Origin of the sequence: Undibacterium sp. GrIS 1.2, assembly GCF_040544435.1 — a bacterium.
Classification (GTDB): Bacteria; Pseudomonadota; Gammaproteobacteria; order Burkholderiales; family Burkholderiaceae_D; genus Undibacterium.
This window is the reverse complement of sequence record NZ_JBEONP010000036.1, coordinates 24,373-37,812: the sequence shown is the minus strand read 5'-3', so window position 1 is coordinate 37,812 and position 13,440 is coordinate 24,373. Positions and strand designations below refer to the sequence as shown.

Here is a 13,440-nt window from a genome sequence, read left to right as displayed (position 1 = left end):
AACATGCAATCTTCACCTCCCGTACTAGGTACCGAAAATCAGAGTCCTTACCAGGTCGACTCACGTCGCGAGATCATTGCATTGTTGCGTGGTTTAAAAGAAGGTAATCAGCTAATTAGTATGATGATTAATGGCGGTACAGAAGTTTTTATTACGTCCATTCTTGAGGTAGATGATAGCAATAACACTTTGATTATTGATAGTGCGCCGAGCCAACTGGCTAATCAACGCATTGTCGAAGCGCCAAGGGTATCGTTTGAAGGTTTGTTGGACAGAATAAGTATCCAATTTTCCTCCTCCGGGGTACAACGAGATACTTTCGACAACCGCCCTGCTCTGCAGTTTGCGATACCTGTTAGCGTTATCCGCCTGCAACGCCGTGAGTATTATCGTATCAACACACCACTGTCTAACCCTATTCGCTGTGCGATCTCCATAGATACAGATCTTGGCACTGAAACTGCGAAGTTTTCTCTGGTCGATATCAGTTGTGGTGGTATTGCAATACTGGATGACAGAAAATTATTAGATAGCGAAATCGGTACGATCTATAAGCATTGCAAAGTTGATTTCCCTGATATCGGCCTAATCGACACTACTTTGCAAATCAGGAACGCCCAGGACTTAATCCTGCTCAATGGCAAGACCAATCGTCGACTTGGTTGCCAATTTTTAAACATGTCCAACACGGTATTAGCAAGTATTCAACGCTACATCATGAAGTTGGAAAGAGAACGTAATTCTAAAATAAACGGCACGCGATAATGTTTTTGCACTTTGCAGACACCGAGGTGTCTCACGTCATGATTTATACCAGGTCAAAGCGATCAAGATTCATCACTTTGGTCCAAGCCGCAGCGAAGTCATTTACAAACTTTTGCTGCGAGTCACTAGAGGCATAGACTTCTGCTAAAGAGCGTAGCTGGGAATTGGAGCCGAATACAAGATCAACAACCGTACTTGTCCACTTGATCTCTCCCGTTGCTCTATCATGACCTTCTAACACGCCGGCCGATGCGGCGGACTTCTGCCATTTCGTGCCCATGTCGAGCAAGTTCACAAAGAAATCATTCGTTAGAGTCTCAGGACGCTTGGTAAATACACCGTGTTTGGCATGTCCGACATTAGCATCCAGAACCCGTAAACCACCGATCAACACGGTCAATTCTGGCGCAGTCAGTCTCATCAACTGTGCTTTATCGATCAACAGCTCTGCCGCTAATCCTTCCATACCTTTACGGATGTAGTTACGGAAACCGTCTGCCGCAGGCTCCAATACAGCGAAAGATTCCACATCAGTCTGATCCTGAGTAGCATCCATACGACCAGGCGTAAAAGGAACTGTCACATCGTTACCAGCCTTTTTAGCCGCAGCCTCAACCGCAGCAGAGCCACCTAGCACAATCAGATCAGCGAGTGAAATCTTCTTGCCACCAGGTTGTGATGCATTGAACTCATTCTGAATCGCTTCTAATTTAGCAAGTACCGTCGCCAGTTCAGCTGGCTGATTTACTTCCCAATCTTTTTGTGGTGCCAGACGAATACGTGCTCCGTTAGCACCGCCGCGTTTGTCACTGCCACGGAATGTTGAGGCAGATGCCCAAGCGGTATTTACCAGCTGAGAAATCGACAGACCAGAACTGAGCAGCTTCGCTTTTAGTGCGACGATGTCCTGCTGTTCGACTAATTTGTGATCGACAGCGGGAATAGGATCTTGCCAGATCAACTCTTCTTTCGGTACTAGTGGACCAAGGTAGCGAGTAATTGGCCCCATATCACGATGTGTCAGCTTGAACCATGCACGGGCAAAAGCATCTGCAAACTCGTGCGGGTTTTGCATAAAGCGACGCGAGATTTTTTCGTAAGCCGGATCCATACGCATCGCCATGTCCGCAGTGGACATCATTGGCGCGTGACGAATACTTGGATCGTGCGCATCTGGCACAGTACCAGCGCCTGTGTCGCCCTTCGGTTTCCACTGCTGCGCACCAGCCGGGCTCTTAGTCAATTCCCATTCGTAGCCGAACAGGGTCTCAAAGTAGCCGTTGTCCCACTTAATCGGATTAGGTGTCCATGCACCCTCAAGACCGCTGGTAATTGTGTGTACGCCTTTGCCGCTACCGAAGCTATTCTTCCAGCCCAGACCTTGCTCCTCGATACCTGCGCCCTCTGGTTCAGCGCCAACATACTCGCCCGGATCAGCAGCGCCATGGGTCTTACCAAAGGTATGACCGCCAGCGGTAAGTGCGACAGTTTCTTCATCGTTCATCGCCATGCGGGCAAAGGTATCGCGGATATCTCTTGCCGAACCGAGTGGATCTGGATTGCCGTTCGGGCCTTCAGGATTAACGTAAATCAAACCCATCTGTACCGCAGCGAGTGGGTTTTCTAACTCACGGTCACCGGTGTAACGCTGATCACCCAACCACTTACCTTCTGATCCCCAATAGATGTCTTCTTCTGGCTCCCAGATATCAGGGCGTCCGCCGGCAAAACCAAAGGTCTTAAAGCCCATGGACTCCAACGCAACGTTACCGGTCAGGACGAACAAATCAGCCCAAGACAGGTTGCGACCGTATTTTTGTTTGATAGGCCAGAGTAAGCGACGTGCTTTATCCAGATTGCCGTTATCAGGCCAGCTATTCAATGGAGCGAATCGCTGTGAACCAGAGCCTGCACCCCCGCGACCATCAGTCACACGATAAGTACCGGCAGCATGCCATGCCATACGAATAAAGAAAGGACCGTAGTGACCATAATCCGCTGGCCACCAGTCTTGTGAATCCGTCATCAGCGCGGTCAAGTCCTTGACGACCGCGTGCAGATCAAGCGTTTTAAACGCCTCAGCATAATTAAACTCTTCATCCATAGGATTGGACTTGGAAGAATGCTGATGCAAAATATTGAGTTTTAATTGATTGGGCCACCAGTCTGAGTTCGATGGTGCGCCTTTAGCCACGGTGTGTTTGCCAGCGCCACCCGAAAACGGGCATTTTGCTTCATTTGACATGGTTATCTCCTTGATTGATTAAATATCTACTACCAAATTGATTCTAGAGATCGAATTTTGATAGGTCAACTCAATTTAAATTATGCAATAGATTAGTTTTAACTATGAAAACTAGATTAACGGCATACTAAGACCAATTAAGACAAATTTTCGACACGTCTCTTCAAACTCATAGCGCTATGCCATTCAAAGAAACCAGAACCATCTTACCAACACCTCTTACAATCTTAATTAGCTGCTGTGCTGATTGACCTAAGTATAAGAAAGCTAATACTGTTGACAGCGATTTATAGTATGCCAAATTCAACTCAGGCGTTTATTGATGCTACTTCTACCGCCAAACAATGATGACGAACGAAAAAAATCCCCGCATAAACGGGGATTTAAGGGATGTATTTTTGGGATTGCGAATGTTAAGAACTAAGATTCCTCAGACAACTTTTAAGCTAAAATTGTCCGATTTAAATTCAATATACTCAATACAGTATATTTAATTGTCCAATTAAAACCTCGTCAATGAGGCAATTTATCGACATACTCCCCTTATTTTTATGTTTAGCATACACCACCGACAGTTTGCATGTAGCAAAATCCACCAGCTTATATTTGCATATTCATAATGTCATGATAGGCTGAAACCAGCCTGTTTCTGACCTGCACCGCCGCCTGAAAAGAGATATTGGCTTTTTGCATGGAAATCATGACGTCAGATAAACCGACGTTGTCGCTACCCATCGTAAATTGCTTACCGACTTCTTCCGCCTTGGCGCCAGTAGCATTGACTTGATCAAGAGCACCTTTAAGAGCATCTGCAAAATCCAGTTTTGCCGGAGCAGTGCTTGCACTCGAACCTACGCTCGCACCTGCGCCAGCAACCGGCGCAGACGATTCCATCCGTGCTGCGGCGGCTTTTAATTGCGCCACCATTGCCGTAATTTGGCTATTATCGATTCCACCCATTTTCATCACTGACTCCCAAACAATCCATCCACAGTAGATCCGTATTTGATCCTGTCCTTCATTCTGTACTAACCTGAGAAGATGTAAAAACAGCGTAGGCTGGCCACATCATCCACCGCGTTACCTTAACACCGCTTACAAATCACATAACTTTGATAAGAAGGTGTAAAGACAGCTTCTTCTTAAGATTGATTTTCAAAAAGAACAGCACAATCGCTATCAAGGAAAAAACCATATATGCATCAAAATATTCATCTATGGTTAAAACAAATTTAAACGGATTTGATATGCAGCAGATTTTTTTGAACCAAGCTCACTACAAGGCACGCCATGGCAACCGCGAATGAAACTATGCTGGGCGGCGGTGGCATCTCCCCTGCGCCCGCAACTGCGTCACCGGCATTCCCTACTATTTTGGGTATCCCACAGACACCGGGGATGAGGACCGTTTTGTTATCTGTAGGTGCGGCGATTACGCTTGCAATCATGGTTGGCGTCTGGCTATGGAGCCAAACTCCCGATTACAAAGTCTTGTTTTCTAACTTCACTGACAGAGACGGCGGCGCGATTGTCGCCTCACTACAACAGATGAACGTGCCGTATAAATATTCCGATGGCGGCGGCGCGATTCTGGTTCCGGCCAACCAAGTCCATGATGCACGTCTAAAATTGGCGGCGCAAGGTTTGCCCAAAGGGGGCAATGTCGGCTTTGAATTAATGGAAAACCAAAAATTAGGTATTTCTCAATTTTTAGAACAAGTTAATTTTCAACGGGCACTAGAAGGCGAATTAGCACGCTCGATTCAAGCCATTTCCGCAGTGCAAGCGGCGCGCGTGCATCTGGCGATGCCAAAATCCTCGGTTTTTATCAGAGAACAACAGAAACCAACCGCCTCTGTCTTACTAAATTTATACCCTGGGCGCACTCTCGATCAGCAGCAAGTCAGCGCGGTACTGCATCTGGTTGCCAGCAGCGTACCTGAACTGGTCGCGGCCAATGTCACCATCGTCGATCAAAACGGTAATTTGCTCTCTGACCCTAACAAGCAAATGGCCAATAACGGTCTTGATCCGGCACAACTAAAATACGTGCAAGATTTCCAGCAAAATATCATCAAGCGGATAGAGTCTATTGTCACACCTATCGTTGGTCCCAACAATGTCAGAGCAGAAGCAACTGCCGATATCGACTTCTCGCGCACCGAACAAGCGGCCGAAACTTATCGCCCTAATTCACCGCCAGAGGCTTCTACCATCCGCAGCGTGCAGTCGAATGAAAGCTATAACAAGACCGCGAATGCATCGGGTATTCCAGGTGCGTTGACTAATCAACCGCCAGTACCAGCAATCGCCCCGATTACTGCCAGCGCAGCGGCAGCGGCTAGCAATGCGGCGGCTAGCGGTCTAGTGCAAAAAGACTCGACCGTAAATTACGAGGTCGATAAAACCTTGCGCTACACTCAACAGCCTATGGGTGGCGTTAAGCGCATCTCAGTAGCTGTCGTAATTAACTACAAGAGCGAGACAGACAAAAATGGCAAAGTTACGACCAAACCATTAAGCGATATCGAAAAAACTCAATTGACCGATCTGATCAGAGAAGCCATGGGATTCAACAAAGATCGTGGCGATACGCTGAATGTTGTCAACAGCCCATTTGCCGGACCACAAAAAGAAACTATAGTAGAAGCACCGCTATGGAATCAGCCAGATATGTTGCAAATGGCAAAAGATATCGGTAAATATATATTGACCGGGCTAGTGCTGCTATATCTGTTCTTTGGTTATCTGCGCCCTATGCTCTACAAAATTATGGGCAAAGAAACCAAAACCAAGGCACAAAAAGCTGCAGAAGCACGCGCAAAAGAGCGGGAAGAAGCCGCAGAATTAGCCGCTCAGGAAGAGGAAGAAGCCGCTATCGTCAAGCTGTCTAAATCAAATGAAGAGACGGCCAACGCAGCAAAACAAAGTTCTGGTTACGATATCAATCTGGACATGGCAAAACAATTGGCTAGCAGTGATCCTAAAATCGTAGCAAATGTGATTAAAACATGGGTGAGCAATGAGTGACGACGGCGTACAAAGAGCAGCAACACTGATGCTGGCACTGGGTGAAGATGGTGCCGCAGAAGTCATGAAGTACCTTGGCCCGCGCGAGGTACAAAAAATCGGTGCCGCCATGGCGACCATCGGTGCCATTCCGCATGAAAGTATCGCCAAAGTGCTGGAGCAGTTTAAAGCGGCAGCTGACATTAGCTCCTCCGTAGGTCTGGACTCGGATGAATACATCCGTAATGTACTGACCAAGGCCTTGGGTGACGACAAAGCATCCTCCCTGCTCAACCGTATTTTGGGTGGCAAAGATGCTAGCGGGATAGAAAGTCTGAAGTGGATGGACTCCCCGTCAGTCGCCGATCTGATCAAGAACGAACATCCACAAATTATTGCAACCATCCTGGTGCATCTGGAAAGTGATCAGGCATGCGAAATTTTAAATAACTTTACCGAGCGTTTACGTAATGACGTCGTACTGCGTATTGCAACGCTGGACGGTATCCAGCCAGCAGCTCTGCGCGAATTAAATGATGTACTGACTAAACTCCTCACTGGCAACGAGAGTCTGAAGAAAAAATCTATTGGTGGCGTGCGTGCCGCAGCAGAAATTCTCAACTTTATGAGTGGCGATAACGAAGCCTCGGTGATGGAGAATTTACGCAAATATGATGGCGATATGGCCGAAAAAATCATGGATGAGATGTTTGTCTTCGATAACATTCTGGAGATTGACGACAAAGGCATACAGTTGCTGCTGCGCGAAGTACAGTCCGATTCTCTGATCATCGCACTCAAAGGTGCCAACCCTGACATGCGGGAAAAAATCTTCAAAAATATGTCGCAACGTGCGGCAGAAATGATGCGCGAAGATTTAGAGTCCAAAGGGCCAGTTCGTCTGTCAGAGGTCGAAACCCAGCAAAAACAAATTCTCTTAATTGTGCGGCGTCTGGCGGACGAAGGCCAGATCATGTTAGGCGCAAAAGGCGAAGATTCGTATGTCTGATGTGACTGAAAAAATACCGCCAAAAAACCTCCCCAAGGGGCAAATGTCCGCTTTCCAGCGCTGGGAAATGGCATCCTTTGGCGATGAGCGTCCGGCTCATGTAGCAGAGCAACAAGTAGCCACCAACCTGGCCGCCAGAATCAATCGTGAAGAGCTGGCCAAGCTCAAAGAAATCACGAGCCGCGAAGCCTATGCAGCCGGTTACCAGGAGGCTTATCTGGTCGGATTGCAAGAAGGCAAAGACGCTGGCTTTGCCGCCAGTAAAGCTGAGATTGATGTGCAGGTTGAACAGATGAAGCAACTTATCAGCAGCACTGCCGAGCAGATTTCTGCCGCCAGCGCAGTGATGGGTAAGGACTTGCTGAGTCTGGCGATCGAGTTGGCAGAGGCGATGTTAAAAGCGCGCATAGCGATTGATCCAGAAGTGATTTTGCCCATCGTGCAAGAAGCCATCGATCAACTGCCCTCGGTGCAGCAACCGGCGCAAATTATGGTCAACCCAGAAGACGCCGACATCTTAAAAAATCACATCGGTGAGGAGTTAAGCAAAACTGGCTGGCGCGTCACTGCCGATCATCATATTGAACGCGGCGGCTGCCGTTTAGAAACCGGACAAAATAGTGTCGATGCGACTTTAGCCACACGCTGGGATCGCTTGACGGCCGTATTGAAAAAAACGACGACTGAATAGGTTGACTTAAATTAAGGCTTAAATTCGGACTTAGATTTAATGGAGTAAATATATATACTCCCATTCTGTATATTTTAGTTGTCCATACAAAGTCTGGACAATACGGTATTTTTAATAAAAATAATGGGGAGTATATTAAAACGATTGTTTTTAAAGCTTCAATATTTATCTCAGGACTGACGCAAAATTGTTCCGGCAAGGAGTGGCGACGAAAACCGCCTTTATGTACGAACGACGCAGCTAGGGCAGTTTTGAGTAAGCCCTGTATTTGAATAAACCGTAGTTTTATTGCTTAGTCATCACTCTATTCGTCACCCCGCTCACCACTCTCTTACATCAGCCAATAAAAACATCATGCAAGCAGCACTTTCAGACTCATGGCAAAAACTGCTTAGTAACGGCAAACAACAAATTGCCGATGTGAAGCCGATGCTGGTGTCCGGTCGCGTGACCAAAGTGACCGGTCTGGTGATGGAAGCGGTCGGCCTCAAGCTCCCGGTCGGCAGCGCCTGTACTGTTCACTTACAAGGTGGCGCCATCATTGATGCCGAAGTCGTTGGCTTTGATGGCGATCGTCTATTTTTAATGCCACATAGCGACCTGAGCGGCGTCACACCAGGCACACTGGTGTATGCCGAAGAGGATCAGTATCACGGCGACGCCAAGCACCCAAGACGCCGCCCTAGTGACCGCACCCGGCATTTGCCTGTCGGCTGGCAATTATTAGGTCGCGTTTTAGACGGTAACGGCAAACCTCTGGATACCTTAGGCTCGCTGATGACGACCGAATCCGCTCCGTTAGGCGCGCGGATTTACAACCCCTTATTACGTTCGCCAATTACTGAAAAACTCGATGTCGGCGTGCGCGCGATTAATAGTATGTTGAGCGTCGGGCGCGGTCAGCGTCTTGGCTTGTTCGCGGGCTCTGGCGTCGGTAAAAGCGTATTACTTGGCATGATGGCGCGTTACACCACTGCTGACGTTATCGTGGTCGGTCTGATTGGTGAACGTGGCCGGGAGGTCAAAGAATTTATCGAGCAAATTCTAGGTGAAGAAGGCCTCGCGCGCGCCGTCGTCGTTGCCGCACCGGCAGATGCACCACCCTTGCTACGCTTACAAGGTGCGGCGTACGCGACGACCATTGCAGAGTATTTCCGTGACCAAGGCAAAAGTGTTTTGCTAATTATGGATTCGCTCACTCGCTATGCCATGGCACAACGGGAAATCGCCTTGGCAATTGGCGAGCCACCGGCAACCAAAGGCTACCCCCCGTCAGTATTTGCAAAATTGCCGATTTTAGTTGAGCGCGCTGGCAATGGTGTGGATGGCGGCGGCTCTATCACCGCTTTTTACACCGTATTGACCGAAGGCGATGATCAGCAAGACCCGATTGCCGACGCAGCCAGAGCGATTCTTGACGGCCATATTGTGCTGGACCGTGGTTTGGCAGAGAGCGGACATTACCCTGCAATTGATATTGAACAATCGATTAGCCGCGCCATGCATAGCATTACCTCGCCAGAACATCAAAAGTTAGCGCGCCGTCTTAAACAGCTTTATTCAAGATACCAGCGTAGCCGCGACCTCATCAGCGTCGGCGCGTATTCGGCCGGATCAGATCCACTGCTAGACGACGCGATTCGCCTGTATCCTCAAATTAATGCTTTTTTGCAACAAGATATCAATGAAAAATCCACCATACCCGAGAGCTTGCAGGGACTTTCTGCTCTGTTCGGGGGATAGACTCTTGTTTTAGCTGACTATAATAAATAGAGACAATGCAAAAATCCCCTATCAGCACACTCATAGAGATTGCGGAAAGAGATACCGAAGAGGCTGCCAAATATTTAGGCAAAACGATACGTGCTCATGAGGACTCTGAGAAGCAGCTAGCCTTGTTGTCGCAGTATCGGGAGGATTACATTAACCGGTTTCAAAATAGTGCAGCACAAGGTTTAAGTATTGCCCAGTACAGCAATTTTCAATCCTTCATCAATAAACTGGATACGGCAGTCGATGGGCAAAAGAAAATTGTTGCGGACGCGTTCAACAGAATCAAAATGGCGCGTAATCAGTGGCAAGAACATGAAAAAAAACGGCTCTCTTACGGAATTTTAGACAAACGCGCTAAATTGAGCGCGCAGAAAAAAGAAGCCAAGCAAGATCAAAAGCAAACAGATGAACATGCAGCAAGAGCATTCTTTTATAAGCCCTGAGACTGAAGGAAACTTCTAAGTTGACCCGGCAACATAGGTTCTGACGACCTTACTTTCGTACTATTTTTTGGTGACATTATGCAAACTGCGATCATTTCTACCTCAACTGACAATTTGCCGAGTTCAGCCAAATCAGTTAACGCCAATAATCCGCCGCCAAGTACGTCCTTCGATCAAGTATTGAATAAAGAAATCTCGCAGCAAAATAACCAGAACACGCAAGCGACACAGACTTCACAAAATACGCAAAGTGCGCAAAGTACGCAAAGTACGCAAAGTACGCAAAGTACGCAAAGTACGACTAACAATCAAAACAATAAGCAAAGCCAAAACGTATCTAAACCAAATACGCCGGATCAGCCTACACCCACAGCGCAAACTAACAACGCGACTAATGACACAAAGTCAGTAAAAGACACGAGCAAAACCAAACAAACCACGCAAGATCAGGCCGATACCGCAGACAAAGCATCTACCTCAGATGCAAGCAATAACGCGCAATTGATCGCGCTGGTCGGCAACATCGGGCAACTTGCAACTGATCCTAAAAAGCTAGACGCCAGCTCAAAAGATGATACAAAATCTCTGACTGCTGCAAGCCCAGCTCTGAGCCTGGCCGACAAAGACGTTTCTACAACTGAAGCGGCAAAAGCCTTACTTGCCCAAACAAATGCAGCAAATATAACGACGACAGGTAAAGACACAGCAACTATAGATGCTGGCACGGCTCCTAGCAAAGTTATCGCCGCAGCAAGCGATGCGATTGGGAAAATCAATGCCAGCAAAGAACTCCAGCCAGACGACAAGGCGAGCGCATCAACGACCTCCAAAGATGCAAAACAAGCTGGAGGCTTAACAGCAGACACGACCAACGCACTGGCAGGCGACAAATCTCAAAAATCGGCGATGCCACAAGCAATTGAAGCGATAGAAGGCAGTGCGGGCGTCAAAACTGCCGCCCTGGATAAATTACAAGACGCAGCACAAGCTACAACACCAACGATACAAAGCTTTGCCCAGCAACTCGCAGTCAGCAGTAATCAAGCGGCAAATGCTCCGGGAGTGGAGCATCTGGCACCACGCGTCGGCACCCCTGCTTGGGATCAGGCCGTTGGTCAAAAAGTAGTTTGGATGGTGGCGGGCGGACAACAAACAGCTGAATTAACCTTGAATCCACCTGATCTTGGCCCTTTAAAAGTCGTGTTAAGTGTCAACAATGATCAAGCCAATGCAACATTCACATCAGCTAATCCCGATGTAAGAGATGCCTTAGAATCTGCGCTACCTAAACTACGCCAGATGATGAGTGATGCCGGCGTACAGTTATCCGGCTTTTCTGTTGGCACGCAATCCTCCCAGCAAGGCAACACACCTCAAGACGGGCGCTCTGGAAGCAGATCGTCCAGCGCGCAGACATCTTCTACTGACACGACCATCGCTGGCGTTACCTCAAGCACAGACAAAGTCATCAGCAAAATCGGTATGGTTGATACCTTTGCCTAAATTTGTCCAAGCTCAATTTGCCTTACTTCGTCTACGATCAGCAGATTGTTTGCAAGTTCTGGGGTCTAAGGTCTAACACCGACCCTAAACATGTAAAATATAAATCAAGCTGCTGTTGATCTGTAGTGAAGTTGCAATTCAGCTGCAATGAGACTGATTAAAAGCGATCAAGTAAGACTTGATGCTATTCATCAATCCCTCAATCTGATTTATTTAAGTTAGGATTTGTGCAGAACTACCCGATATAGCTCAATTCTGGTTTAGTCTGAAATGACAATCCACTTTGTAAAAGCTTTACTTGAATCCGTTAGATATCCAGTTATCCGGCAGATGCTTAATCTGAAATGAAAGAGATGATCTGAAATACGCCTTCTTTTTCTCAGATAACATTGACTGATAATTGCAGATAATGACCCAACACATGCGAGATGTACCCGTGACACATCAAGCGAGAGGAAAAAATGTCTAAAGCACCAGCGAAACCCGCTGCGGCAGCCGCCGCAGATGCACCACCGGCCCCAAAGTCTAAGAAAAAACTGATCATTATGATCGTCGCAGGTGTTTTGGTATTGGGTGGCATTGGTGGCGGTGCTGCCATATTTTTAGCGAAAAAGAATGCCCCGTCTAAAGAAAAAGAACACAAAGCAGAACCTGCAAAAGCACCGGTATTTTTGGCATTAGAGCCATTCACGGTCAACCTCCAATCGGATGCTGGAGATAAATATTTACAGGTGAGTATGACGCTCAAAGTGCCGGACGAAGAACAAGTTAATTTAATCAAAACTAATATGCCACAGGTGCGTAGCAGACTATTAATGCTACTTTCCAGCAAAGACTCCAACGAGATACTGACTGGCGATGGCAAGAAAAAACTGGTTGAAGAAATTATCGAACAAGTTAATTTACCATTCGCCCCAAAAGGTGAGCCGCAAAAAGCAAGTGATGTGTACTTCACTTCGTTTGTCATTCAATAAATAGCATTTTAAAAGTACGCCAATAAACTATGTCTGATAATTTTCTCTCACAGGAAGAAGTTGATGCCCTACTTAAGGGTGTCACGGGAGATCAGGATGACTCTCAATCGCAGGAGGACACCTCAGGTGTCCGCCCATATAATCTTGCGACCCAAGAGCGTATCGTCCGCGGACGTATGCCAACGCTGGAGATTATCAACGAGCGTTTTGCACGCTTGTTGCGGATAGGTTTATTCAATTTTTTACGCCGTAGTGCCGAGGTATCTGTCGGTACCGTGCGGGTATCTAAATATAGTGAATTTATCCGTAATCTGGTTGTACCGACCAATCTCAACTTGACACACATGAAGCCCCTGCGCGGTACTTCTTTGATCGTGCTAGACCCAGGCTTAGTATTTTTATTGGTTGATAATTTATTCGGCGGCGATGGACGCTTTCATACCCGGGTTGAGGGGCGTGATTTTACTCAAACTGAGCAACGGATTATTCAGCGTATTTTAGAAATTATTTTTGAAACTTATGCCAAATCCTGGGAGCCGGTTTACCCAGTTGAATTTGAATATATTCGTTCAGAAATGAATACTCAGTTCGCCAATATTGCGACCCCAAATGAGGTCGTTGTCTCGACCACATTTACGATAGAACTTGGCCCCGTCAGTGGCGAAATGCATATGTGCATGCCCTACTCCATGATAGAACCGATCAGAGATATTCTGACCAGTAGCCTACAAGGTGAAACGCTGGAAGTCGATAAGCGTTGGGTGCGTCTGATGACGCAACAAATCCAAATTGCCGAAGTAGAAATCGTAGCCGATCTGGGCACGGCAAAGGTAACGTTGGGCGATATTTTGAATATGAAAGAGGGCGATGTGATCCCGATTTCGATACCGGATATTGTGTCAGCCAAGGTAGATGGTACACCGGTGATGGAATGCAAATACGGTGTATTTAATGGTCAATATGCTTTGCGTGTAGAAAAACTAATTAGCTCCAGCGGCAGCGAAGTAGCGCAGGGAGAAAAATAATGG

The 13,440-nt window shown here is 47.2% G+C and carries 11 protein-coding genes; 9 read left to right on the top strand and 2 right to left on the bottom strand.

What is annotated here, in order from left to right; genetic code table 11:
• Positions 1-3 precede the first annotated feature (3 nt).
• Positions 4-765, top strand: a complete 762-nt coding sequence (locus tag AAKU61_RS15440; protein ID WP_354333654.1) for a flagellar brake protein — start codon at positions 4-6, stop codon at positions 763-765.
• A 43-nt stretch (positions 766-808) separates the two neighbouring features.
• On the opposite strand, the gene katG is transcribed toward AAKU61_RS15440, so the two are convergent.
• A complete protein-coding gene (gene katG / locus AAKU61_RS15435) occupies positions 809-3,010 on the bottom strand; it encodes a catalase/peroxidase HPI (protein WP_354333652.1) in 2,202 nt (733 codons plus the stop codon).
• Positions 3,011-3,610: 600 nt separating this feature from the next.
• The gene (fliE, locus tag AAKU61_RS15430; RefSeq protein WP_354333650.1) at positions 3,611-3,976 is read right to left on the bottom strand and encodes a flagellar hook-basal body complex protein FliE; all 366 of its coding nucleotides are present in this window, start codon (positions 3,974-3,976) and stop codon (positions 3,611-3,613) included.
• Positions 3,977-4,300: 324 nt separating this feature from the next.
• Here fliE and fliF point away from each other — a divergent pair, with 324 nt between their 5' ends.
• The 8 genes from fliF to fliM all read left to right on the top strand — a co-directional run bounded on the left by fliF (position 4,301) and on the right by fliM (position 13,437).
• The gene (gene fliF, locus AAKU61_RS15425; protein ID WP_354333648.1) at positions 4,301-6,040 is read left to right on the top strand and encodes a flagellar basal-body MS-ring/collar protein FliF; all 1,740 of its coding nucleotides are present in this window, start codon (positions 4,301-4,303) and stop codon (positions 6,038-6,040) included.
• Positions 6,033-7,028 carry a flagellar motor switch protein FliG gene (fliG, locus tag AAKU61_RS15420; RefSeq protein ID WP_322118213.1) on the top strand — a complete coding sequence of 332 codons (996 nt, stop codon included), beginning with the start codon at positions 6,033-6,035 and terminating at the stop codon, positions 7,026-7,028. The genes fliF and fliG overlap by 8 nt, the downstream gene beginning before the upstream one ends.
• Positions 7,021-7,719, top strand: a complete 699-nt coding sequence (locus tag AAKU61_RS15415; protein WP_354333646.1) for a flagellar assembly protein FliH — start codon at positions 7,021-7,023, stop codon at positions 7,717-7,719. The genes fliG and AAKU61_RS15415 overlap by 8 nt, the downstream gene beginning before the upstream one ends.
• A 429-nt stretch (positions 7,720-8,148) precedes the next feature.
• Entirely contained in the window at positions 8,149-9,462 is a 1,314-nt protein-coding gene (gene fliI / locus AAKU61_RS15410) for a flagellar protein export ATPase FliI (protein WP_503012623.1), read from the top strand.
• Between the two features lie 35 nt (positions 9,463-9,497).
• A complete protein-coding gene (fliJ, locus tag AAKU61_RS15405; protein ID WP_354333642.1) occupies positions 9,498-9,935 on the top strand; it encodes a flagellar export protein FliJ in 438 nt (145 codons plus the stop codon).
• Between the two features lie 78 nt (positions 9,936-10,013).
• Positions 10,014-11,438 carry a flagellar hook-length control protein FliK gene (locus AAKU61_RS15400; protein WP_354333640.1) on the top strand — a complete coding sequence of 475 codons (1,425 nt, stop codon included), beginning with the start codon at positions 10,014-10,016 and terminating at the stop codon, positions 11,436-11,438.
• A gap of 461 nt (positions 11,439-11,899) precedes the next feature.
• Positions 11,900-12,412: a flagellar basal body-associated protein FliL gene (gene fliL / locus AAKU61_RS15395; protein WP_354333638.1), complete on the top strand. Its 513-nt coding sequence runs from the start codon at positions 11,900-11,902 to the stop codon at positions 12,410-12,412.
• Between the two features lie 29 nt (positions 12,413-12,441).
• Positions 12,442-13,437 carry a flagellar motor switch protein FliM gene (gene fliM / locus AAKU61_RS15390; protein WP_354333637.1) on the top strand — a complete coding sequence of 332 codons (996 nt, stop codon included), beginning with the start codon at positions 12,442-12,444 and terminating at the stop codon, positions 13,435-13,437.
• Positions 13,438-13,440: the final 3 nt, after the last annotated feature.

What these genes read in the sequence shown, in the direction of transcription:
- AAKU61_RS15440 (WP_354333654.1), top strand. Translation starts at nt 4, where the DNA reads ATGCAATCTTCACCTCCCGTACTAGGTACCGAAAATCAGAGTCCTTAC.
- katG (WP_354333652.1), bottom strand. Translation starts at nt 3,010, where the DNA reads ATGTCAAATGAAGCAAAATGCCCGTTTTCGGGTGGCGCTGGCAAACAC.
- fliE (WP_354333650.1), bottom strand. Translation starts at nt 3,976, where the DNA reads ATGAAAATGGGTGGAATCGATAATAGCCAAATTACGGCAATGGTGGCG.
- fliF (WP_354333648.1), top strand. Translation starts at nt 4,301, where the DNA reads ATGGCAACCGCGAATGAAACTATGCTGGGCGGCGGTGGCATCTCCCCT.
- fliG (WP_322118213.1), top strand. Translation starts at nt 6,033, where the DNA reads ATGAGTGACGACGGCGTACAAAGAGCAGCAACACTGATGCTGGCACTG.
- AAKU61_RS15415 (WP_354333646.1), top strand. Translation starts at nt 7,021, where the DNA reads ATGTCTGATGTGACTGAAAAAATACCGCCAAAAAACCTCCCCAAGGGG.
- fliI (WP_503012623.1), top strand. Translation starts at nt 8,149, where the DNA reads ATGCTGGTGTCCGGTCGCGTGACCAAAGTGACCGGTCTGGTGATGGAA.
- fliJ (WP_354333642.1), top strand. Translation starts at nt 9,498, where the DNA reads ATGCAAAAATCCCCTATCAGCACACTCATAGAGATTGCGGAAAGAGAT.
- AAKU61_RS15400 (WP_354333640.1), top strand. Translation starts at nt 10,014, where the DNA reads ATGCAAACTGCGATCATTTCTACCTCAACTGACAATTTGCCGAGTTCA.
- fliL (WP_354333638.1), top strand. Translation starts at nt 11,900, where the DNA reads ATGTCTAAAGCACCAGCGAAACCCGCTGCGGCAGCCGCCGCAGATGCA.
- fliM (WP_354333637.1), top strand. Translation starts at nt 12,442, where the DNA reads ATGTCTGATAATTTTCTCTCACAGGAAGAAGTTGATGCCCTACTTAAG.